Raw genomic sequence first — 23,119 nt, 5'->3', positions numbered from 1 at the left:
GATAAACAATAGAGCTGGAATAACAAGCAAAGTATTTTGTAAAAATAAAAGTCCACCTGATAAATCTCCAATTCCTTTCATAATTAAATAGGAATCTAACAGGTGCAGCGATCTATGTAAAAAATGAGTCGCCAATGATAAACATAAAATAATTCCAGATAAAATAAGCATGAGAGTATTTTTTTGCAAGTTCTTCACTGAATCTTCTCCTTTTGCTATTCTTAATTTGCTAGTAATAACTTTCCAATGTTTTCTATTACTTATTTAACATACATGGAAGGACTCACAAAATTCTCACAAAGATTGGTTAGAAAGGTTGTTTTATGTCTATTTATCGAATAAAAACAAGAAATGCTGTATTTATTAGTTTCATATTTCTATTAGGTTTTCTTTTATTCTACCAACTGTATGACCAAACAAATCCAGACAATGAAGCACCAACCGCTCAGCGAGGTGTTCTTGATTTGACGAATTGGGATTTAGCGCAACAAGGTTTTGTCAAACTAGACGGAGAATGGGCTTTTTATGACGGACAACTTTTATCTCCAGAAGATATACATAAAGGGCGTGATAAACAATATGTGCTTACCCCTTCTGTTCTACGAGGAAAAGGCAGTGGTACATACTATTTAAACGTTCAGTTGCCAAATACGGACTCGATTCTAGGGATGAAAATATCGAGCATTCGAATGGCGCACACTCTTTTTGTAAACGGACAACAGGTAGGAAACAGCGGTATTCCAGCTAGTGACAAGAAACAATCTACTTCTGGAAATACGCCGTATGCGACTTTTTTTCATGTGCAAGGAAATACCGTCGAGATTGTAATTCAAACAGCCAATCATAGCTTTGTCGACAGAGGCATTGTGCAAAGTATTTACTTTGGGAATCAACGTGATATTACGGTCGTTCAAAATGTGAAATTTGGCTTAAATCTAGGGCTAATCATTATGCTCCTTTTATTTAGCATTTATCACTTAACGATTGCGACTTTACGAAAACAAGATCGATTTTTCATTTATAGCGGCCTTTATTTTTTCATTTTGATGCTATCTATTTCACTCAGCGGGGAAAAAGTGCTATTGCAGTTGTACCCAGAGCTTCCTTTTACGATCGCTTATAAGATGAAGGATTTTTTGGGATTCACTACTGTCCCGTTTTTAATTTTGTTGCTGCAAAGTTTAGAACCATCTATTCTTTCTAAAAAAGCGGCTTTTTCATTGAACATTCCGGTTTGTGCTTATTTAATATTAATCCTCACCTTGCCTTATCATGTATATTCTCATTTGCAATACATTCTTTGGCTATATGTTGTAGCGTTAATTGGATTATTAGTAAGTCGAAGCTTTTATTTATGTATAAAGAAAAGAGAGATGTTAAGTGAAAAAAGCGAGCTGTTCTTTTTAACCATTGCTCTTTTTTCAGCTGGCAGTTATTTAATGATGGAAATCTTAAATTCTTTCATCCCCATCAATATTTTTCAGCAAGGTGGTATGGTGAGTTTTATATTGTTTGTGCTGATATTTCTCGCTGTTAAATTAGCCAATTTGATGACCTCTTATGAAGTAGCGAGAGATGAAGCATTAGATAACGAAATGTCTTATTTAAATTTGCAGATTAAACCACATTTTCTTTACAATGCGCTCAGCAATATCATTTCTCTATGTTATACAGATAATCGAAGAGCGGCTTATTTATTAAATAAATTAAGTACTTATTTGCGCCTTATTTTTGAAAATAATCATAAAAACCCGTCTATTCCACTTCGAAAGGAACTAGAACTTATTGAAGCCTATGTGGAAATTGAACGAGCTCGTTTCGGAGATTTGCTTAATGTTCACTTTGATATACAACATGGCTTGGAACAAATCCATATTCCGTCTTTAGTCATCCAGCCATTTGTTGAAAACGCAATTAAACATGGGATTTTTAATAAATCTTCCAGCGGTAAGGTTCATCTTTCTATTCAAAAAGAAGGTTCATTATTAAAAGTAGTCGTTCAAGACGATGGAGTTGGGATGAGTGAAGAGGTGTTGAATGAGGTAAAAAATGCAGAAGGTAAAAATAGAGGAATTGGTTTGTTAAATGTACGTAATCGACTGCGGAATATAAGTGGTGCTTCCATGAGAATTACTTCCAATCCAACAAGTGGCACAACGGTCATCCTTTACTTGCCCGTCACATAAAGAAATGATCTTAAGGGGGGATTCGCTTGTTAAAAGCTATTATCGTAGAAGATGAACGCAACATTTTGCGTATGATGGAAATGTTTCTTACAGAAAACCCGAAATATGAATTGCTTGCTGCCTTCTCTAATCCTATTGAGGCAATGGAAGCAATTCCTTCTTTAAATCCTGATGTGTTATTTATTGATATTGAAATGCCAGGATTAAATGGGCTTGATTTAGCAGCAAAAGTCAAAACAGACAGCAACCAAATTGTTTTTACAACAGCTTACAGTCAATACGCTGTCGATGCTTTTCGTGTTCAGGCAACAGACTATTTATTAAAGCCTGTTACACCAGAAGCGATTGATTCAGTAGTTGAACGTTTAGAAAAAACGAAACAGCTTATTAATGGACAAACCTCGGCTATGACAAGCTATGAAATGACTGTTCATGGCTTCGGTTCTTTTTATGTGGAAAATAAAGCTGGCCATATTGTAAAGTGGCCTACTAAAAAAACAGAGGAACTGTTTGCCATTTTTTTAGTCAAAAATCAGCAATGTATTAATAAATGGATACTTGCAGATCAAATGTGGCCTGAGATGGATGGCGAAAGAGCGATTCATAATGTTCATAACACAATATATCGATTAAAAAAAACGATTCAGCAATTCGATTTGCCGCTCGCTTTAGAAACAGCAAATGAAGGCTATATGATGCGCATAGTAGGAGAATGTTGGGTTGATTTTTATACATTTATGGATAAAGTCGAGCACCACTCCGATTCACTAAGCGATTTTCAATACTTATATGACATTTATAAAGGCCCATTGTTTTATGATAAAGACTATACATGGTCTACAGATTTAAAGGAAATGCTGGACATTCATCATATGCAGCATAGTAAATGGCTCATACACTATTTTATGGACCGCGATGAGAGTTTAGCTCAAGCTATGATGAAGAAATATATGAACGAATATCCTTTCGATGAAACATTAATGATGTATCAAGAGAAAGGAACATGAACCAACTATGTAATGAAAACAAAAAGGGAAAAGCGCGATGCTTCTCCCTTTTTTAGTAAGTATGAGTATTAAGCTTGCTTTAAAAATGCAAGAACTTCGTTTGGATCAAGACGATACGTGTAATCAGCATTGGCGCTCGCTTTTAAAATGGTGCCATCACGATCGATGACAAATGTCGCTGGAACTGGAAGTCTCCACGCTTTTTCCGCATCATTGAAGGTCGCTAAATCCAAATTAAATTTCTCTTTGTATGTGTCGACTAAGTAGTCAGGGAATTCAAACAGTACGTTGTAGTCACGCAATACTTCCTGTTCTGGATCACTTAAAACGTGGAACGTCAGCTCATTTTTCTCCTGAGTAGATAAAGATTGATCTGGGCGTTGCGGACTAATTGCCATAAGCTCCGCACCCGCTTCACGTAACTCATTCAGAATATTTTGGTATGCTTTCAGTTCAAGGTTGCAATAAGGGCACCAGCCGCCGCGGTAAAATGTTAAGACGACGCGGCCTTTTTTTAATTCTTCATATAAAGATATTTCTTTTCCAGCTGCGTTTGTTAGCGTGAAATCAGGAGCCTTTTCCCCTTCTTTTAACCCTGTCGCCATTTCGGACTCAAGTAGTTCTTTATTAGCTCTTACAATGTTTGTTGTAACGTCTTCAGGTGCTCTTTCAAAAAAGCTCTCCCTCACTTTGTTTAGTTCTTCAGTTAATGACATATTATTCCCCAATCCTTTCTATTATGAAAGCTTGAATACTTCGTCTAAATGACGAGCAAGTTCTGATGTGTATTTTTCGATATTTGGATTTTTGATGACATCATGGGCACCAAAGCTTTTAAGTGGCTCCATTCCTGTATATTTCTGCATGTTATGAAGGTGCTCAAGTGCTCTTTCAAGTCCTTCACCTTTAAACATCAAGTCCGGATCGTTTAAAGCATATTCAGGCGCATTCCATGTTGTTGAAAACATGTATTTTTTCCCTTTCATTAATCCGCCTTCTCCATATTTCTCTTCTGGACCACCAAAGAAAACACCGTATGCATACACTTCATCAATGTATTTTTTGAAAAGAGCTGGAAGTGAAAACCAGTACATTGGTGTTTGGTAAATAATTGCATCTGCCCATTTAAATTTTTCGTGCTCTTCTTCAATGTTGTATCCTTCCTGAACAACCGTTGTTTTTATTTCGTATTTGTCAGAAAGAGTTGTCACGATTTGATCAAAAAGGGTTTTGTTTAGTTGACCTTTTGCAAACTCATAATATTCATGACCATTAATAACTAAAATGTTTTTCATGTTCGTTCCTCCAAATAATTGTCTATAAATAGTTCTATAGTTCGAAAACCATCGAACTATTGGAATCATATCACCACATTGGATGAAGTGCAACTATTTTCTCTCAAATTAAAATGAATCCATTATTTTACTGATTATTCATGACTGTTCCTTCTAGGAGAAACTATCCAACTGTTAATAAAAGAGTTGTTTTTATGTTGAAGCTGACTGAAAGGGTGATTTCCCTTTCAGTCAGCTTTTTTAAATATCTTCTTCTTTAATTGCCGTCACCGTGCGAAGCAATCCGGGAAACTTCTCGTCAATTTCTTCTTGGCGCAGCGAGTAAATGTGCTCCTTCCCTTCAATTCTCGCTTGAATTAGCCCCGCTTCCCGGAGCACTTTAATATGGTGGGATACCGTTGATTTCGGTAGCATGAGTTTCATTGTATAGGCGGTACAATTATTTTGTCCGCTTTCGCTTAAACAGCGAACGATTTTTATACGATTTGGCTCGCTTAATGCATGCATTACTTTTGTAAATGAAATACTGTCAATAGGTGGATGATAAGGTGTTTTCATACGTATTATTGTAGGGGGAAATGGATGGATAAGCAACCCTTTGAGCTTAAGAAAACTTCCAAAAAAAGAAAACAGACTGTCAAAGCAGCCTGCTTTTCTTCTTTACATCGCATCTTCCACTGTTTTTTCAAGCTGTTTCGCTTCGCTGTCTGATAGCTTCACAACGGAGAATCCGATGAGTGAAAATAAAATGGAGATGATTGGAACGGAAAAGTTTAAAATAGCATACGGCGCATAGGCGAATGCGGAAACCCCTAATGTACCGAAAATGAAAATGGCGCACGTATTCCATGGCACGAAGACCGATGTGATTGTACCGCCGTCCTCTAACGCCCTGGATAAGTTTTTCGGATGCAGGTTTCGTTCTTGGTACGCTTTCGAATACATGCGGGACGGAACGACAATGGATAAATATTGATCCGCTGATGCAATATTGGAGAAAAATGCAGTAACAACGGTTGAAGAAAGCAAGCCGCCGTCTGATTTAACAAGTTTTAAAATTTGGTTGACGATCGCTTCCAGCATACCTGTGCTTTCCATAACTCCGCCAAAGACCGCTGCAACGAGAATGAGAGAAATGGTGTACATCATTCCGTCAATCCCACCGCGGTTGAGCAACTGGTCGACCATGTCATTTCCAGATTCAAGACTAAAGCCGCCTTGAAGGGTTGTGAACGCTTCTGAAGCCGATCCTCCTTGTACAAGGACGTGAGCAAATGCCCCGAGAATGACCCCGACGATAAGCGCTGGGAGAGCCGGTACTTTACGAGCAACCAGTGCAATAACGAAAGCGGGAATCAATAACAACCATGGAGAAATTGAAAATTGTTCCTGAAGCGTTGATAAAACTGCTTCGATTTCCCCGCCGTCTACCGTCTCAGCTGTAAAGCGCATTCCTAAATACCAATAAACACTAAGAGCAATCAAAAGACCTGGAATCGTTGTGTACAGCATATGCCGGATATGATCAAATAAATTAGCATTGGACAACCCTGATGCTAACAGTGTCGTATCCGATAATGGTGACATTTTGTCTCCGAAATAAGAGCCAGAGATGACCGCACCGGCAATCATCGGTGCTGGAATGCCCATGCTCATCCCAATTCCCATACCGGCCACCCCAATTGTGGCCATCGTTGACCAAGAGCTTCCGATGGCAAGCGATACAACGGCACAAATCAATGTAATGGCCACTAAAAAATAAGTAGGAGATAAGAGCTTTAATCCGTAATAGGTCATCGATGCGATAATTCCGCCGCCAATCCATGAACCGATAATCATTCCGACGACAAGTAAAATAAGAACAGCCGGCAGTACTAAAAGAATTCCTTTATACATCCCGTCTTCGATTTGCTTCCAGCCGCTTCCGAGCCTCCAAGCGATAAAAGCCGCTACAATTGACCCGAGGATAAGCGGCACATGTGGACTGCCTTCAAACACAATAATCGTGACGGCCATCGTTGCCATCATAACTACTAAAGGTATTAATGCTAACCCAAACGAAACCTCTCTTTTTGTTGTGCTCAATCAATCGTCCCCCTCTTTGGAAAATTCAGTTTTTTTATGTTGTAATCGTACAACTAAGTCGCTGTTTATCACCACCTTTAAGTGAAACTGTTTTGGCCATCGTTTGCTGAATATAATTTAGTATATTGTTAGTATGATGTGCTGTAAAGAAAGAATCAAGAAGACTTGTTGACAAGCTAGAAATAGAAAAGCCGAGCAAAACAAGCATCAGCTAAAAGAATGAACAAAGCTCATCTCTTACGTATGCCTAGATTTGCCCAGCTATAATGAGACCATGAAAAGAGGTTATCTTTTCACTTCATTTCAGCTAAACGATTGATTTAAAATTTAAGTTTATAAAATGATAACGCTTTCAATGTTATTATAGTAATCTATTACCTTGTCGTCAATCTTAAATTTTAAATTTTCTAAAAATTACCTCTCGATATGTAAGGCCGACAGCCGTTGAATGACCGTTGCTAACAGCAATGTTCTTTCCACTAGCGAAGAGATTTCTAAATATTCTTTGTCACTGTGTGCATTTCCGCCGACAGGTCCTAATCCATCAAGCGTTGCAATTCCTAACGCAGATGTAAAAGATGCATCCGAACATCCGCCTGTTGCCGTATCTTCAATATCCAAACCGATTTCTTCTCCCACTTCTTTCACAATTTGAAGGAGCGAACGCGTTTTTTTATTTTTTTCCATTGGCGGACGATTAATTTCTCCATCTACCGTTACTTTTGTGCCGGGAACGTCGGTTGCTGAGCAAATTTCCTCAATTTTTTCTTCTAAAGGCTCTGCCTGTTCCATGTCTGTAATGCGAATATCAACATGAGCGACGGCATGGTCGGAAACGGTATTCGCAGAAGACCCTCCTTCAATAACGCCAACATTGACGCTAATGCCATTTTCGTGATCCGATAATTCGTGCAATTGAATCACTTTATACGCTAATTCTTCAATCGCACTTCTTCCTTTCTCTGGCTCAATTCCGGAATGAGCTGCTTTTCCGTGTACACTGACAGTATAATTCCCTTTTCCTCTTCGTGAAGAGACAACAGATCCGTCTTTGCGTGCTGGTTCCATTACTAACGCATATTTTTTCGTCACGGCATGTTTTTCAATAACTGGTCGAGATGTTAATGAACCAACTTCTTCATCGCTGTTTAATACAATTTGAACGTGTTTATAGCTATCATTTCCTTCATCCATTAATGCTTTCATCGCATACAAAATGGAAACAAGACTTGCTTTCATATCAATCACACCTGGTCCGTATGCCCGATCTCCATCAATGTGAAACGGACGCTCGGCTGCCGTTCCATCAGGGAAAACTGTATCCATATGGGCGATAATTAAAATGGAGGGGTCAACAGCGTCTTTATGCTGGATGACTAAATGATTGCCAAACTCTTCTTCTTTTGTAACGTTGATTTGAAATTGAAGCGAGGAGTATTGCTCTGTCAATATTCTCCCGATTTCATCTACCCCATGTTTATAATGGGAGCCGCTGTCAATATTGACAAGCTTCTCTAATAAATGAAGCATATTCCTTTGATTTTGTTGTAAAAACGTAAGCATATTTTCTCCTAACCTTTCCGGTACCCATTAGGCACTTATGATTTTTCTTTATTCTGCATATCCTTGTATGTTATGTATATGAAGATATGATGATCCGTGAGCACTTTTTATCCTGCATGAAAAAGGGAGTTTGACAAAACGAACGCTCCTCAATAGAAGAAAAGAGCGGCTAAGCGCTCGTTCATTCTATTGAGGAGCGTTCATAAACGGATTTCTCATCCGCTTAAGTTAAGTTTCGAACCCTTGCAATAATTTTAAGACAGCTGGACGGTAGATGTCTCGAAAGTCAGGTACCACATAGTCAATTCCTGCTTGTTCCACTGCTTTCTTTTGATACTCTGTTAATTCGGTCATCGGGTACATTCCTTGAGCTAATGCTAGCTGACTTCTAAAAAAGGCTTGAAGATCGCCTTCGGAAGCTTCTGGGAAGATTCCGTGCAATAACTGACAAGCTCGTTTTTGCATGTCCATTGATTCAACTTTAAATTTCGCAAGGGCTTCGACTGAAACATTTTTTTCGAGCACTGTAAGCAAAATCGACAGCAAATTAAGAAGACGTTTATGCTCATAAAGGTGATCTGTCCAGATGGTTGCAATTTCTTCTAACGAGTACGCTTTTCTTACATGAAACGCCTCTTCTAAGTTTTCCACCCACTTTTCAAAATCGCGGGCCAGTAGTTCAAGCAAAATCTCTTCTTTGCTTGAAAAATATATATATAAATTCGAGCGCGCAAATCCTGTTTCTTTGGCGATGGCTGCAAATGTAATGTCATCATATGGGACGGAATCATACAAGCGGGCCGTCGCTTTAACCACTTCTTCGATTCTTTGTCTTTTTTGTTCACTCGTTCGAGCGCGGGAAAAGCCCATATTATTCCCTCCTTCATTTATTATTGAGCTCACTTTATTGTAATGAAAGAAACGAATCTTGACAAATAGTATTCGTGGATTGTTCATCTGTACATATAAAAAGGAACAATTCTGTATGAGGGAATTGTTCCTTTTTATATTTATTCTTCAGCCGTGACATCCACTTGGATGATTTCAGAGCGGCTGCCAAGTCGTAAGGGAGGTCCCCAAAAACCGAAGCCTGAGGAGACGAACGCATGGAGCTGTCTTTTTTGTAAATAGCCCCAATCGAGTTCAAATATTCGTTTCGTAATGAAGTGATTAGGTGCCATTTGCCCGCGATGCGTATGACCTGAAAAAGAAAGATCGACGAAGGCATCAGCCGCTTTCGCGATGTCTGTCGGCTGATGATCTATTGAAATAATAGGATAATCTTTCGAAAGCGGCGCGACAAGGTCCTCATAAGATTTTCTCTGTCGATCGGTTTTATCTTTACGACCAACTAAATAAAAGCTATCATCAATGAACACCGTTTCGTCTGTCAAAATTCGAATGCCAATCCGGTTCATTTCCTCTATATATTCTGTCACTTGCCCTCCGTAATATTCGTGATTCCCTAATACGCCAAATATTCCTAATGGTGCATGTAACTCTTTTAATATGTCACCAAAATTCTTCTCGGTAAAAGGATCAAGTTCATCATCAATGACATCGCCCGCTAGTAAAATGATGTCTGGCTTCGTTGCGTTCACTTCACGCACAAGCCTTCTCGCATGTGTTCTTCCTGACAATCGTCCAAAATGCATGTCAGATGCCATCGTAATTCGAAGTGTTCTTCGATTTTGTAAGCTTTTTGGAATGGACACTTTATATTCCCGTACAACCGGATTATAGGCATTGTACATGCCAAGTCCAAAAATGAGAACGAAAATAAAGAGGGTGATGTTTCCTACCCAAAAGATTGCCGTCGCGCTCTCAACACCCGCAAGACGAGCAACCCAAACACTAATATTGGCCACTGGCAGCAGCATAATCGCGTATTGAATAAAGCCAATCATAAAGGATCCGAGAATACGAGAGAATGAGAGAAACGGCGATAGTCGATCTAGAAAATATGAATAGCCGAGAAAAAAGAATAAAATCCAAAAGATGGCCGGTGGGATTGATGAAAACGTGCTTAAGTATGCAAAGATATTCCAGCCGATATAGAAAAGAATGCCGTTAAATAGAAGTAATGTCAAAATAATTCTCATCCACAATGATGTTTTTTTCATGTATGCTTCCCTTCTTCAAATGAAAAATTAGAGGGGGATGCCGCCCTCTAATTTTTCGTTTATCTCGATGTATTAACTACCGAAAATTTGTTGTTTTATCGTAGCGATGAATTGGTCATCTCCTGCTGCTTCCCTTTGGTTCAGCCATTCTTCACAGTCAGCGCCTGCACGATAGCGAAGCTGATTTTTGCCATCTGTTGCGGCTTCATAAATAACTTCCGCTACAAGTTCTGGTTCACTCGCTTGATTTGTTGCTAATTCACTCATAGCATTCGTCATTTGGGCTAGCGCTTCATCGTAATCACGAATGGAGTCAGACTGAGCAAATACCATTGATCTTCCGCCGAAATCTGTGTTGATTGCACCTGGTTCAATGATTTTTGCACGAATGTTCAATTCGCCAAGTTCATATGAAAGCGACTCTGTTAAACCTTCTACCGCCCATTTAGTAGAATGATATAACGAAATGAACGGGAAAGCAACTCTTCCGCCAACAGAAGAAACGTTTAAAATGACTCCTTCCCTATTTTCACGAAAATGAGGTAAAAAGGCGCGTGTAACATCAATTAAGCCAAACACATTCACATCAAACTGATATCGAATTTGTTCTGTTGTCGCATGCTCCAGCGCACCCATTAATCCGTATCCTGCATTATTCAATAGTGCATCGACTTTTCCGAAATCGTTCAAAATTGCTTCTTTCGCCTTCTGAATGCTTTCTTGATCGGTTACATCTAATTTATATAGCTTTACTTGTTCACTTTGAACGAACTCTGTTTCTTTTTCAGGGTTTCTCATCGTTGCAGCGACGTTCCATCCTTTTTCAGCAAAAAATTTAGCTGTTGCTTTCCCAATTCCTGAAGAAGCACCTGTAATGACAATGGTTTTTACACTCATTTATAAACCCTCCAAAACAATAATTGACGACGTGTCGTCTATTAAAAATAATAATTGACAACGTGTCTTTTTGTCAATGAATTTAAACGTTCCATTTTAATAGTTTTCTAGAAGTCACTTCAAGTTGTCTGAAGTTATTGTTTATGTTAAATTTAATTTAACATCTATTAAATTCAACTTCCGGTTATTTCAATAGGAGGATTCATAATATGAAGCAGATAGAAAATATAGATATAGAACAATGGAAAGAGCGGGAGCCTTTGCTGCACAATCTTCTTGCATTAGAGGAAGTGTTTTGGAGTAACCCTCATCTTGAAGCATTTCAAACAGGCATCCAAAAATCGCCGCTTATAGAAGCAGATGTACTAGATGCAGAGGAACGACTGAAACGGTTTGCGCCATATATCGCCAAAGTGTTTCCTGAAACAGAAACGACAAATGGAATGATTGAATCTCCTTTAGTAGAGATTCCTTTGATGAAACAATCCTTACAGCTAGATAGTCCGCAGCCGATACGCGGTGAGTTATTATTAAAATGTGACAGTCACCTTCCGATTTCTGGGTCGATTAAAGCAAGAGGCGGCATTTACGAAGTGTTAAAACATGCGGAAAAATTAGCTCTTCAACATGGCTTGTTAACGCTTCAAGATGACTACTCCATAATAGACAGCGATCCGTTTCGGACCTTCTTTTCCCAATACTCCATTGCAGTAGGCTCGACTGGTAATTTAGGACTTAGTATCGGGATTATGAGTGCCCAATTAGGTTTTAACGTGACTGTTCATATGTCAGCAGATGCGAAGCAATGGAAAAAAGATTTGCTTCGCAGTAAGCGCGTTCAAGTTATTGAATATGAAGCTGATTATAGCAAAGCAGTGGAAGAAGGTCGGCGCCAAGCAGAGGAAGATCCGTCCTGTTATTTTATTGATGATGAAAATTCACATGACCTCTTTTTAGGTTATGCGGTGGCGGCATCCCGCTTAAAAAAGCAGTTGGACAAGTTAAACATTACCGTAGATAAACAGCATCCATTGTTTGTATATCTTCCGTGCGGAGTTGGTGGCGGTCCAGGAGGTGTAGCGTTCGGTTTAAAGCTGCTATTCCAAGATAACGTTCACTGTTTTTTCGCAGAACCAACCCACTCTCCGTGTATGCTTCTTGGTCTGATGACAGGACTGCATGATCGTATTTCCGTACAAGACGTTGGAATTGATAATATAACGGATGCGGATGGACTGGCAGTAGGTCGACCGTCTGGATTTGTTGGTAAAACGATGGAGCCTTTGTTAAGCGGGAGTTATACGGTCAGCGATGAGCGATTGTATAACTTGCTCAAAGAATTAGCTGATACAGAAAGCATTCATTTAGAACCGTCCGCGCTTGCGGGGATGATGGGACCTGTTAAGCTGTATAACGAGGGGCTTGACTACTTACAAAAGCATGAACTGACACACCACATGCAAAACAGCACGCATATTATTTGGGGGACTGGCGGCAGTATGGTTCCGAAAGAAATGATGAAACAGTATTATGAAAAAGGAGCCGCGTATACATTTAGGAAGCAAAACTCATCCGGCGCAATAGATAATACTTATCAAATGTAAACGAATATGGTATGATATAACTACAAACATGAATATACTAAAAAGACCGCAGTTAGCGGCTACTAACTACGGTCATACAATAGTCGTTCCTTCCGGGGATCGGCCTTAGAAATACGGATAGACCTTTCCTCATGAATGTGGCGTTCTCAAGGAAGGTCTATTTTTTATGGTTATGAAAAGCAAGTACCGCAATGATTAACATACTAAAGGAAATCATTAGGCTGATAGCTTCATATACCGACATGGCCTCACCCCCTTTCCATTCGGAAAACATAGATGGGAGTTAGCCGACCGCCCTTGAAAACAAACTAATGTATACTATCATTATACTATAAGTTGGAGGAAAAAGGTAGAACGTACGCTCTTATTCTTTTACAACTTTTAATAGGTAGGTTAACATATTTTTGCTTATTCTCTCCGCTCTTCCACAAGCTGCAGTGGTTCATTGTTCGGACCTCTAAATCGAATGGTTCGCCTGCCGTTCATGCCGCGTTTTGGTTCTTCTGTTCCAAAGACGATTCCATGTTCACGATAGTACGATATCGTTTCTTCCATATCATCGACGATAAATGCGATATGATTGACTAATCCGTTGTTCGAGTATGAAATCGTTGGCTGCAAATCACGAATAAGTTCAATTTCAAAGTCCGGCATCCCTTCGTGAGATAAAAACGCTAATTCCTTTCCGTTATTGATGAATCGAGTTGTCATTTTAAAGCCGAGAAACTGTTCATAAAAACGGATGGATTCATCCATATGTGACACTATAATGCCCACATGTTCAACTCTCTTAATCATCCTAGCCACCACCTGTAAGAAAATAGATTCAAAAGGTAGTTCAACAAAAAAAGCCAAATTCCTTTTCTAACTAGCGGGCCATTCTGTTTATTTTTCTTTGGCCGCATGAATGAGTTTAGGAAGCTCCTCGTAAATCGCAACAATATCATCTAGTTTCATTCGGACAAGTCCGCTCGATGAAGGAGCGACAAAGTCCAATGTGCCAGGAACCACTGGTTCTGGTTGAACTCCCCATGGAACGGACTTTCTTTTACTGTATTGCTCGTACACACCTTTTCCGACAAAACAAACAATTTTCGGTTTGTAGCGGGTAATTTTCTTTTTCAGTTCCTCCCGCCCTTCTTCGTATTCTTCTTTTGTAATATCTTGTGCCGCCTTCGTTGGTCTAGCAACAATGTTCGTCAGCCCATACCCTAACTCAAGCAAACTTCCGCCTTCTTCAGGCTTGTATTTTCGCGGAGTCAAACCCGCTCGATGTAAAATGGTCCAAAATCGGTTATTCGGATTGGCAAAATGATGCCCTGTTTCAGACGAGCGAATACTCGGATTAAATCCGACAAACAACAAGTCCAGCTGCTCTTTCACATAATCTTTGATTGGTTCCATCCACTCTCTCTCCTTTTGTATCACAGTCTTTAGTTTCTAGTTTATCATTTTAAGGGAAAAGACTCCCATTAAGAAAGACACCACTTGTATAAGTGATGCCCTTGTTTAGTTGATCGAGTATAGCAATCATTATTATTCCTCATGTTTGATCATACTGGTGTCTTGCCATCTTTGATAAATATAAATGATGACAGCCAACGTCATCATAAGCATAAAGATGCCAAAGTGCCCCATATTTTTCAGCTCATAAATTCCGAAAAATATTAATACTCTAAGACCGAGAAAAGCGTAAAGAGCATCTATTGCCGCATTTGAAAGGATATAAACGAAAAAAGACTTATGGAACGTGAAATGATAAATCCATATCGTACCAGGTATAAAAACCCCATATGTTAAAGGGACACTTGTAATAAATCCCCATGGGGCGATTGTCTCCTGTACGATCCACCAATTAAATGTATACCCCATTTCGAAAATAATGGTCACTAAAAGAGAAGCAAATATCGCCACAGGCATAAACCGTTTGACGGAATGTTTAGGTAAGAAAAATAATGATAACCAAGGAACAATCAGCATACTCCATAAAATAAATTGAGCCATTTGGACGCCCCCTTCAATTTTGTATCAGTATAGTGTTTGAAGTAAGGGGGAAATTATGCAACGAACATTAAAAAAAGTGCGGAACATCCATAACTTTACTCTTTCATTCCAACTACGCGTATTCTTTTATAGTCTGCGATCCATTGGCCGTTATGGAATAAAGTGTCTTTTAAGTTAGTTTCTACGCTTGTTATCACTTGTTCTTTAATTTCATCCGTAATTAATTGAACATTCCCTTTACCACCCAATTCTGCAACAAACCTTCCGCCTTGTTTTGGTGCTAATAATTCAATTAGACTATGTCCGTACTTGGAAACAAATGAGTGGCTTTAATCATATAAATTCGCATTCCAATTGTCTAATGTACTGTGTTTTTTCATTTTCAATCTCTCCCTTTATGATGGAATGGTAAATTTGAAAGAAGCTGTATAATTTTGTTAATTACATTATAATAGAGATAATTAATCATGAATATTAACAAAAGCGGATTCGCCAGCCATGGCCTTTGACCGAGCCACAAACTTCTGCTTTTCCCTCTTTAATAAAGACTCGTGAAATGGTACTGATGCCATGTTCATTTTGAGTTGATGACGCATACATAACATCTTCGTCAAAGCTTAAATCTAAATAGGAACGGACGGGTTGTGCACTGTGGCAGATATGCCATGCGGCCGAAGGTGTTTTGACCATTTCTTTCATTGAACAAAATTCAATTTTGCCGTTCCGCCCGCGGCATGACCCACCTGCGGCGATGAAGCAATCCTCATACACCGTCATAGTGGAAATCATATGATTTTTTTCTTTTTTCACTCGAACGATTTCCCCGCTTCGAAGATCAAGCAGCCAAATTCCTCCGTACTCTGAATGAATTTTTGTGCCGATAAATAATTGATCTTTATGTAAGTATAGTGAACGAATGGATGGTGCTTGATGATGAAAAAGTTGAAAAGGCTCAAGCGTTTTCCATGTGTCACCAAAGTCTGTAGAAATGTACAACTTTTTTTCACCATGTGCCACGACAAGACCTTGTACATTACTGCAAACATTCCAAATGGAACTAGCTGTTGGAAAGCGGCGAAGCGTCCAATCTTTTCCGCCGTTTAAACTCCGAAGAAACACTCCTTCGTCTCCAACTCCGTAAATGAAGTCTCCGTTGCTGTCTAAATCACGAATTTTTTTGTCACAACCTGCCCATAATGATTTCCACTCGTTTTCTTCTCGGATAAATAGTCCTTCATGAGTAGTCGCTAACAGCATCTTTCCATCTTCCAGTTTAGTGACAGCGGTTGCGCTCAATAACGTTTCCATTATGAAGCTCCTAATCGCTCAGCGAAAAATACCGCAAAATCCTTGCACGCTTCTACATCTTCCTCCGTTTCTGGCGATAGTTCAATTTTCAATCCTTTTTGGACAATTTCTGCTCCGCATTCTTCTAATCTCTTTTCAAATATCGAAACAGCTTCACAAAACTTTGGATAAGCAGTGTCTCCAGAACCAAATACAGCGGCTTTTTTTCCTGATAAATTAAAGTCTTCTAAGTCATCATAAAAATCTTCTGCTTCATAAGGAAGATCTCCATCTCCCCATGTGTAGCACCCAATCAAAATTCCGTCATAATCAACGAGTTCTTCTGAGGTAATTTCTTCTAGTTCCTTCATCATTACATCATGAGGGAATGTATTCAATGTATCTTTCAATATGTTTGCAATATCCTCTGTATTACCTGACATACTTGCATATGTGATTAAAATGTTTGCCATCGTCATTTGTCTCCTCTATAAGTTGATAACAATTATCATTATATTAATAATAATGATAATCATTGTCAATTACATTTATAGAAAAAATTCTACAAAGATTACTGAAGTTGTGCTAAAAACAAAAAAAGGCTGGCGCAAACGGTATTGTCCCCGTTTACACCAACCTCTTCTGCTGTTGATTATGCGTCTACTGCTTTCAGCAAGTTGGATAAAAACTGCCAGATTAATTCATAAGCGTCGCCAATGGACATCTCTTCTTGAAATCCTTCTGCATAATTTAAAGCAAAGTTTAAATCCCATAAGCCATCAGCTTGGTTGAACATCGCTCCAAATCGCAGCTCAGGTCCATTTAAATGTTCAGATAAATAAGCTTTCAATGCTTGGTCATATTTCTTTTGAAGCTTTAGTCCAAGCATAACATTGTAAAAACCGAACATATCATCAAGCTCGATTGAAATTGCATCTGTGCGAACAGATTCCAATGCACTGGATTCCATATAAATGAATTCCTGTTTATTTTTTGTTAAAAATTGAATTGATTCGTTCAAAAAAGAAACCGGTGCTTCCGCAACTAATTCATCTGTTTCTTTATGTACACGCTCAATATGGGCATCAAGGAAACGCGATTGATTCATTTCATGTTCTGTCATAGTTCAAATTCCTCCTATATGTATGCACCATTATATATTAGCATATCCTGATGCATCGTTAAAAATATTCTTTTACTTCCATATCCATTGCCTGCTCTTTTTGTTCATCAGATACGTGGGTATATTTTTGAGTTGTATTTAAATTGGTATGCCCTAGTAACTCTTGAACAGTTCGAATATCTTTTCCGTCACGGACAAGATGAGTAGCAAATGAATGTCGCAGTTTATGGCTGGAAATTCGTTTTAACCGCCACCCGTCATCGGATGAACTTTGTGCCAAACTTTCGCAAATCCGCTCGGTGATTTCTTGAATGCGCCGGCGTGAAATTCGTTTGCCGCGTCTTGAAATAAACACCGCATCTTCATGCCCTTTCATCGGATATTGTCTTACATTGTCAATGTAATCCATCAATTCATCAAACAAGGCGCGCGGAAGCGGAATGTATCTTGACTTATTCCCTTTTCCTAAAACGGTAATCCCTTTTTTCTCCATATGAATAGATGAGCGGTTTAAATGATGAATTTCTGTCACACGCAACCCAGCGAATGCCATCAGACCCATGATGATTTTATTTCGTTTAACGTGCTGCTTTTGTGACACGTTTTCAATTTGCTGGAAAAAAATTTTAAGTTCTTCTTTTTCTAAATAAGTCGGCAGCGTTCCTTTCGGTTCTTTCGCCGCTTCAAATTCGGCCGCTGGATTATGACTGACCCAGTCGTAACTCATTAAACATTTATAAAAAGAACGGATCGCCGTCAATCGTCTATTTCGAGTAACAGCCGAATTTCCTCTTTTCGTTTTCAGTTCATTCATAAATAATGTAATGTGCATTTTTTTCGTTTCTTCTAACTCTACTTTTTCTTGTTTTTTTCTAGTTAAATGCGCAAGGAAAAATAATACATCTCGTTTATAGTTTTCAATTGTAAAGGGTGAATAATCTTTATTATCCATATCGGTTTCAAAAATAAGCAACTCTTCTTCATATAAAGAGGTCAGCCATTTTTTAAACTCATTCATACTACCACCTAATTTCATCGATGTAGATTCGTTTCTTTCTATTATACTACGAATCTATGAAACCGCACATAAGAGATATTATGCGCGATAATGCTGAGACACGCTCTCTGACGAAATAAATTTCTTCTTTTCGGGTCAATGTTCATTTAATAAAATTTACATAATATAGAAATTTTGATAGAGATATGTAAATTGTAGTGAATAATCTAAATTCAAAGTCTGTTTTGAATTTTGTGTAAATTATGTTATAATGAACCATATTTTTAAAAGGAGATGATGTGGTTATCAGTAGTGCAACATTAGTGACGTTCATTGTGTATTTAGTGGGGATGCTGTTGATTGGATTGGTCGCTTATCGAAAAACGAATAATGTATCCGATTATTTACTTGGCGGGAGACAACTTGGTGGTTGGGTCGCAGCGATGAGTGCTGGTGCTTCTGACATGAGTAGCTGGTTGCTGTTAGGTTTGCCTGGTGCCTTTTATGCAGGTGGACTTGGAGAAATTTGGCTGCCGATTGGATTGGCAATTGGTATTTTTCTCAATTGGCAATTTGTCGCACCAAGACTTCGCAAATATACGGAAGTAGCCGGTGATTCGATTACGATTTCGGAGTTTTTAGAAAATCGTTTCCGTGATCGTTCAAAATCATTGCGAGTTATTTCCGCGATTGTTATCCTGTTATTTTTTGCTTTTTATACTTCCGCAGGATTAGTGGGCGGAGCGATTCTCTTTGAGAAGTCATTCGGGCTAACATATAGTACAGCGCTGCTGATTGGTGCTGCTGTGATTATTGCTTACACGTTTCTAGGAGGTTTCCTAGCTGTTAGTTGGACTGACTTCTTTCAAGGGATTCTCATGTTTTTGGCGCTTGTCATCGTTCCGATTGTCGCCATTGTCGAAATGGGTGGACTTGGAAACACATTGGAAGCGGTCAAATCCATTGATTCATCTTACTTAAATGTATTTGAAGGTGCAACGACTATCGGGGTTATTTCCTTGCTTGCATGGGGACTTGGTTATTCCGGTCAGCCGCATATCATTACACGCTTTATGGCCGTGAAAAATTTGAAGGAAGTGAAAAAAGGAAAAGTCATCGGGGTCTCTTGGACGATTTTATCGATGATTGGCGCAATGTTTACAGGTCTTGTCGGCATTGCTTACTTAGCTTCCAACCCCCTTGCGGATCCTGAAGCCGTCTTTTTAACTTTCACTCAAGTGTTATTTAATCCTTGGGTAGCTGGATTTTTACTTGCAGCGGTTTTGTCGGCCATTATGAGTACCATCGATTCCCAGCTTCTCGTGTCCTCAAGTTCCCTTGCCGAAGATTTTTACAAAGGCTTACTTCGTCAGGACGCGACAGAAAGAGAAGTATTATGGGTTAGCAGATTAGGAGTTTTAGTAATTGCCATTATTGCTATTTTATTAGCACAAAATCCAGAGAGTACCATCCTCGACCTTGTTGGATATGCATGGGCTGGACTTGGTGCTGCCTTCGGTCCTGTCATTATTCTTTCGCTATTTTGGAAGCAAATGACGAGAAACGGTGCACTCGCAGGCATGATTGTCGGCGGGCTGACGGTCATCATATGGGGAAATATGAGCGGTGGATTATTTGACTTATATGAACTAGCACCAGGCTTTTTATTCTCAGCCATCGCTGTCATCGTTACAAGCATGCTTGGTCAAAGTCCGTCACAGGAAATTGAAGAGGAATTTGAAAGAGCAACAGCTTAACAAAAAAGAAGGCTACCGGGAAGAATTCGTTTCCGAAGCCTTCTTTTTTTGTTTGAATATCGCTTCAAAATGGAATGTTAATCCGCTTTTCTTCCATTATATATGTAACATTTTGATGCTATTTCGACGATACCACCAAAAAGCGGACATGTTGATCGGAGAAGTTAAACCAGTAATGAGCTTTTCTAGCATCAAACATAAGCGATTGCTGTTGGTGAAGTTCTATTCTTTCTCCCTCGACCTCAACGGTTAACCTCCCTTCAATGACAAACAAAAATTCATGGCCGCTATGGGAAAACGCACTCCCTTTATTTTCACCTGGTTTTAACGTCACAAGAATAGGAGAAAAAACCGCATCATGAATGCCGTTTGCTAAATTTTGATAATGAAATTGTTCATGATTGGAACGGTCATGTTCTTCAGGGGAATCTTCCGAAAAAAAGAAACTTGGATTAACCTCTAATGTATCCGCAATTTTTTTTAAGGACTCTAATGTGACGCTACATTTGCCTCGTTCTACTTGTGATAAGAAGCTGATTGAAACGCCGGTTTGTTCAGCCAGACTTTTTAATGTTAGTTTTCTCTCTTTCCTCAATACTTTCATTTTGGCTCCGATTGAATTGAATGACATTTACACCCCTCCTTTTTTCCATCGTGTCTAGCTACATTATACATGACAAATTATTTACGTCACGATAATGTTGACAGAAAATTCTAAATTACTTAAAATGGAAGAAATGACAAATTGAAGTGACACTTCAATTTTAAAGGAGTGAGTCAAAATGGAAAAGAAACAAATGCGACGAGTCTTAATTGCAAGTTTAGTCGGAAGTTCAATTGAATGGTTTGATTACTTTCTATACGGAACCGTTGCAGCCCTTGTGTTTAACCAACTGTTCTTCGTAAATGAAGATCCGACCATCGGATTGCTGCTTTCCTATGCTTCCTTTGCGCTAGCTTTCTTCATCCGTCCCTTTGGTGGAATAATCTTTAGTCATATCGGGGACCGGATTGGCAGAAAGAAAACGCTTGTTTTAACCCTTAGTTTAATGGGGCTCGCAACATTTGGTATGGGACTTCTCCCGACCTATCAAGCCGTTGGTATTTGGGCACCTATTTTGTTAATCACCTTGCGCTTAGTTCAAGGTTTAGGCATTGGCGGCGAATGGGGCGGTGCCCTTTTATTGGCGGTTGAATATGCTCCCGCTGAAAAACGAGGATTGTTCGGAGCAATTCCGCAAATGGGTGTTACAATTGGCATGTTGCTTGGAACGATTGCCTTATCGATTATGACACTTCTTCCAGAAAACGCATTCATGACTTGGGGATGGCGTGTTCCCTTCATTTTTAGTGCTTTGCTTGTATTTTTTGGCCTATGGATTCGCAAAGGAATTGACGAAACCCCGTCTTTCAAAAAAGTGCAGGAATCTGGAGAAGTTCCAAAGCTACCAATTGTAGAAACACTTAAAAATTATTGGCGTGAAGTGCTGATTGCTGTAGGAGCTAAAGTAGTAGAAACGGCACCATTTTATATTTTTAGTACCTTTGTTGTCTCTTACGCTACTTCCAATCTCGGTTTCTCAAGAACCGCTACCTTAACTGCCGTGATGATTGCAACTATTGTGACGACCATCTTAATCCCGTTCATGGGAATGTTATCGGACAACATTGGCCGCAAAAAACTGTTTATCGGCGGAGCCATAGCAATGGCACTGTTTGCATTCCCATACTTCTGGATGCTGCAGCAACAATCGGTCCTTCTATTAGTGATCGCAACTGTTATCGGTTTAGGAATCATTTGGGCACCTATTACAGCTGTTCTTGGGACGATGTTCTCGGAAATTTTCGATGCAAAAATTCGTTATACAGGCATCACTCTTGGATATCAAATTGGTGCGGCTTTGGCAGGTGGAACGGCCCCGCTAGTAGCGACCGCTTTACTGAATCGTTTTAATAACTCCTATGTTCCAGTCGCTATTTATATTATTTTTGCATCAGTTCTGTCACTTGCAGCCATTTGGGCAGTAAAGGATCGCAGTAAGCAACTATTAGACGAAACGAATAAGAGCGCAGCGATGTAATCGATGGCTCTTTCACTTCAAGGAGGATTATGAAATGTTAATTATAAACGAAAAGGAAATCGAACAATTATATAAGATGAAGGACGCTATGACGGATTTAAAAGCGGTATTATACGCATATGGCACTGACAAAATAAACAATCCTCACCGTACTGTTCTCTCTTTTTCGAAATATGAAGCATCGGCCCTTTACATGCCAAGTGCTGATTTATCGGAAGAAGTTTCAGCCGTCAAAATTGTCAGCATTTTCCCAGAAAATCCTTCAAGGGGAATGGCAACGACACAAGGAGTGATTCTATTATCTGACGCAGAAAATGGTGAACATTTAGCGTTGATGAATGCCTCCTATTTAACGCGCCTTAGAACAGGTGCCTTAAGCGGCATTGCTACAGACTTTCTTGCACGTAAAGATGCGAAGGTGCTTACAATGATTGGGACAGGTGCTATGGCCTTTGAACAAGCAATCGCTGTACTAGCAGTAAGGAATATCGAGCGTATTGTATTAGTAAATCGAACAAAAGAAAAAGCGGAGAAATTCGGGGAAAAGCTACGGTCATTTGGAGTGACCGTTCCTTTTGAAGTGCTTGAAGATGTTTCAACGGCCGTGCGTCAAGCAGATATTATTTGTTGTGCCACCCGCTCAAATGAGTCTGTATTCAATGGACAAGACTTAAAGCCAGGCACACATATTAACGGAGTTGGCTCTTATTTGCCTCATATGAAAGAAGTCGATTATACTACGGTTACACGCGCTGCTAAAATTATGGTGGACGATTTAGAAGGCGCGAAACAAGAAGCAGGAGAACTCATCCATGCGTCTAATCATGGAAACTGGTCGTTTAACGATATTCACGGACAACTTTATGAACTTGTCACATTGGATAAAACAGGAAGAGAACATGAAGAAGAGATTACTTTCTTTAAATCCGTCGGCGCTGCTTACTTTGACCTCGCCGTAGCAAAAGGTGTTTATTTTCAATCGAAAGAACGTGGCGTTGGGATGAATGTTGAAATATAAATCATATAGGCATTTCCTAAGTGGAAAAACACCGTTTGAATTCAAGCGGTGTTTTTTATGGTTTGCTGGAATGTGGGTGTACACGTCAATAA

Annotated in this window: 24 protein-coding genes; 6 read left to right on the top strand and 18 right to left on the bottom strand. The window is 39.3% G+C overall.

Features of this window, described 5'->3' with window-relative positions; all coding sequences use genetic code 11:
* Positions 1 to 323: 323 nt before the first annotated feature.
* Positions 324 to 2,186 (top strand): sensor histidine kinase, encoded by a 1,863-nt coding sequence (locus ACXAEO_RS10905; RefSeq protein WP_474880772.1) that lies wholly within the window; start codon positions 324 to 326, stop codon positions 2,184 to 2,186.
* Between the two features lie 26 nt (positions 2,187 to 2,212).
* Entirely contained in the window at positions 2,213 to 3,193 is a 981-nt protein-coding gene (locus ACXAEO_RS10900; RefSeq protein WP_474880770.1) for a response regulator, read from the top strand.
* Positions 3,194 to 3,261: 68 nt separating this feature from the next.
* Here ACXAEO_RS10900 and ACXAEO_RS10895 read toward each other — a convergent pair whose 3' ends face one another.
* From ACXAEO_RS10895 to ACXAEO_RS10860, 8 genes are all read right to left on the bottom strand, one after another.
* The gene (locus ACXAEO_RS10895) at positions 3,262 to 3,909 is read right to left on the bottom strand and encodes a peroxiredoxin-like family protein (protein ID WP_474880768.1); all 648 of its coding nucleotides are present in this window, start codon (positions 3,907 to 3,909) and stop codon (positions 3,262 to 3,264) included.
* A 21-nt stretch (positions 3,910 to 3,930) separates the two neighbouring features.
* Positions 3,931 to 4,488 carry an NAD(P)H-dependent oxidoreductase gene (locus ACXAEO_RS10890; protein ID WP_474880766.1) on the bottom strand — a complete coding sequence of 186 codons (558 nt, stop codon included), beginning with the start codon at positions 4,486 to 4,488 and terminating at the stop codon, positions 3,931 to 3,933.
* A gap of 240 nt (positions 4,489 to 4,728) precedes the next feature.
* A complete protein-coding gene (locus tag ACXAEO_RS10885) occupies positions 4,729 to 5,046 on the bottom strand; it encodes an ArsR/SmtB family transcription factor (protein WP_474880764.1) in 318 nt (105 codons plus the stop codon).
* A gap of 102 nt (positions 5,047 to 5,148) precedes the next feature.
* Entirely contained in the window at positions 5,149 to 6,573 is a 1,425-nt protein-coding gene (nhaC, locus tag ACXAEO_RS10880) for a Na+/H+ antiporter NhaC (RefSeq protein ID WP_474880762.1), read from the bottom strand.
* Positions 6,574 to 6,987: 414 nt separating this feature from the next.
* Positions 6,988 to 8,136, bottom strand: a complete 1,149-nt coding sequence (locus ACXAEO_RS10875) for a M20 family metallopeptidase (protein ID WP_474880760.1) — start codon at positions 8,134 to 8,136, stop codon at positions 6,988 to 6,990.
* Positions 8,137 to 8,364: 228 nt separating this feature from the next.
* Positions 8,365 to 9,006, bottom strand: coding sequence for a TetR/AcrR family transcriptional regulator (locus ACXAEO_RS10870; RefSeq protein ID WP_474880757.1), 642 nt, complete (start codon positions 9,004 to 9,006; stop codon positions 8,365 to 8,367).
* Positions 9,007 to 9,146: 140 nt separating this feature from the next.
* On the bottom strand, positions 9,147 to 10,259 hold the full coding sequence (locus ACXAEO_RS10865; protein ID WP_474880755.1) for a metallophosphoesterase: 1,113 nt from the start codon (positions 10,257 to 10,259) through the stop codon (positions 9,147 to 9,149).
* A gap of 72 nt (positions 10,260 to 10,331) precedes the next feature.
* The gene (locus tag ACXAEO_RS10860; protein ID WP_474880753.1) at positions 10,332 to 11,156 is read right to left on the bottom strand and encodes an SDR family oxidoreductase; all 825 of its coding nucleotides are present in this window, start codon (positions 11,154 to 11,156) and stop codon (positions 10,332 to 10,334) included.
* Positions 11,157 to 11,365: 209 nt separating this feature from the next.
* Here ACXAEO_RS10860 and ACXAEO_RS10855 point away from each other — a divergent pair, with 209 nt between their 5' ends.
* Complete coding sequence (locus ACXAEO_RS10855; protein ID WP_474880750.1) at positions 11,366 to 12,760, top strand: D-serine ammonia-lyase; 1,395 nt, start codon at positions 11,366 to 11,368, stop codon at positions 12,758 to 12,760.
* Between the two features lie 157 nt (positions 12,761 to 12,917).
* On the opposite strand, the gene ACXAEO_RS10850 is transcribed toward ACXAEO_RS10855, so the two are convergent.
* The 9 genes from ACXAEO_RS10850 to ACXAEO_RS10810 all read right to left on the bottom strand — a co-directional run bounded on the left by ACXAEO_RS10850 (position 12,918) and on the right by ACXAEO_RS10810 (position 18,192).
* Positions 12,918 to 13,004, bottom strand: coding sequence for a putative holin-like toxin (locus ACXAEO_RS10850; RefSeq protein ID WP_474884103.1), 87 nt, complete (start codon positions 13,002 to 13,004; stop codon positions 12,918 to 12,920).
* Between the two features lie 164 nt (positions 13,005 to 13,168).
* Positions 13,169 to 13,558 (bottom strand): VOC family protein, encoded by a 390-nt coding sequence (locus ACXAEO_RS10845; protein WP_474880747.1) that lies wholly within the window; start codon positions 13,556 to 13,558, stop codon positions 13,169 to 13,171.
* Positions 13,559 to 13,645: 87 nt separating this feature from the next.
* A complete protein-coding gene (gene mug / locus ACXAEO_RS10840; RefSeq protein ID WP_474880745.1) occupies positions 13,646 to 14,164 on the bottom strand; it encodes a G/U mismatch-specific DNA glycosylase in 519 nt (172 codons plus the stop codon).
* A gap of 132 nt (positions 14,165 to 14,296) precedes the next feature.
* Complete coding sequence (locus tag ACXAEO_RS10835) at positions 14,297 to 14,764, bottom strand: hypothetical protein (RefSeq protein WP_474880742.1); 468 nt, start codon at positions 14,762 to 14,764, stop codon at positions 14,297 to 14,299.
* Positions 14,765 to 14,859: 95 nt separating this feature from the next.
* Positions 14,860 to 15,012 (bottom strand): hypothetical protein, encoded by a 153-nt coding sequence (locus tag ACXAEO_RS10830; protein ID WP_474880740.1) that lies wholly within the window; start codon positions 15,010 to 15,012, stop codon positions 14,860 to 14,862.
* A gap of 226 nt (positions 15,013 to 15,238) precedes the next feature.
* Positions 15,239 to 16,072 carry a WD40/YVTN/BNR-like repeat-containing protein gene (locus tag ACXAEO_RS10825; protein ID WP_474880738.1) on the bottom strand — a complete coding sequence of 278 codons (834 nt, stop codon included), beginning with the start codon at positions 16,070 to 16,072 and terminating at the stop codon, positions 15,239 to 15,241.
* Positions 16,072 to 16,524, bottom strand: coding sequence for a flavodoxin (locus ACXAEO_RS10820; RefSeq protein ID WP_474880736.1), 453 nt, complete (start codon positions 16,522 to 16,524; stop codon positions 16,072 to 16,074). The genes ACXAEO_RS10825 and ACXAEO_RS10820 overlap by 1 nt, the downstream gene beginning before the upstream one ends.
* Positions 16,525 to 16,703: 179 nt before the next feature.
* Positions 16,704 to 17,174, bottom strand: coding sequence for a branched-chain amino acid aminotransferase (locus tag ACXAEO_RS10815; protein ID WP_474880734.1), 471 nt, complete (start codon positions 17,172 to 17,174; stop codon positions 16,704 to 16,706).
* Positions 17,175 to 17,232: 58 nt separating this feature from the next.
* Positions 17,233 to 18,192, bottom strand: a complete 960-nt coding sequence (locus ACXAEO_RS10810; RefSeq protein WP_474880732.1) for a tyrosine-type recombinase/integrase — start codon at positions 18,190 to 18,192, stop codon at positions 17,233 to 17,235.
* 284 nt (positions 18,193 to 18,476) lie between these two features.
* Here ACXAEO_RS10810 and putP point away from each other — a divergent pair, with 284 nt between their 5' ends.
* Positions 18,477 to 19,928: a sodium/proline symporter PutP gene (putP, locus tag ACXAEO_RS10805; RefSeq protein WP_474884101.1), complete on the top strand. Its 1,452-nt coding sequence runs from the start codon at positions 18,477 to 18,479 to the stop codon at positions 19,926 to 19,928.
* A 118-nt stretch (positions 19,929 to 20,046) separates the two neighbouring features.
* Here putP and ACXAEO_RS10800 read toward each other — a convergent pair whose 3' ends face one another.
* Positions 20,047 to 20,559, bottom strand: coding sequence for a helix-turn-helix domain-containing protein (locus tag ACXAEO_RS10800; RefSeq protein WP_474880730.1), 513 nt, complete (start codon positions 20,557 to 20,559; stop codon positions 20,047 to 20,049).
* Positions 20,560 to 20,710: 151 nt separating this feature from the next.
* Here ACXAEO_RS10800 and ACXAEO_RS10795 point away from each other — a divergent pair, with 151 nt between their 5' ends.
* Positions 20,711 to 22,009, top strand: coding sequence for an MFS transporter (locus ACXAEO_RS10795; RefSeq protein ID WP_474880727.1), 1,299 nt, complete (start codon positions 20,711 to 20,713; stop codon positions 22,007 to 22,009).
* Between the two features lie 34 nt (positions 22,010 to 22,043).
* A complete protein-coding gene (locus ACXAEO_RS10790; protein WP_474880725.1) occupies positions 22,044 to 23,027 on the top strand; it encodes an ornithine cyclodeaminase family protein in 984 nt (327 codons plus the stop codon).
* Positions 23,028 to 23,119 lie beyond the last annotated feature (92 nt).

It is taken from the genome of Bacillus sp. ABA4_010, from assembly GCF_056159105.1.
The sequence above is the reverse complement of the archived record's forward strand: the minus strand, read 5'-3'. Positions and strand labels throughout refer to the sequence as shown.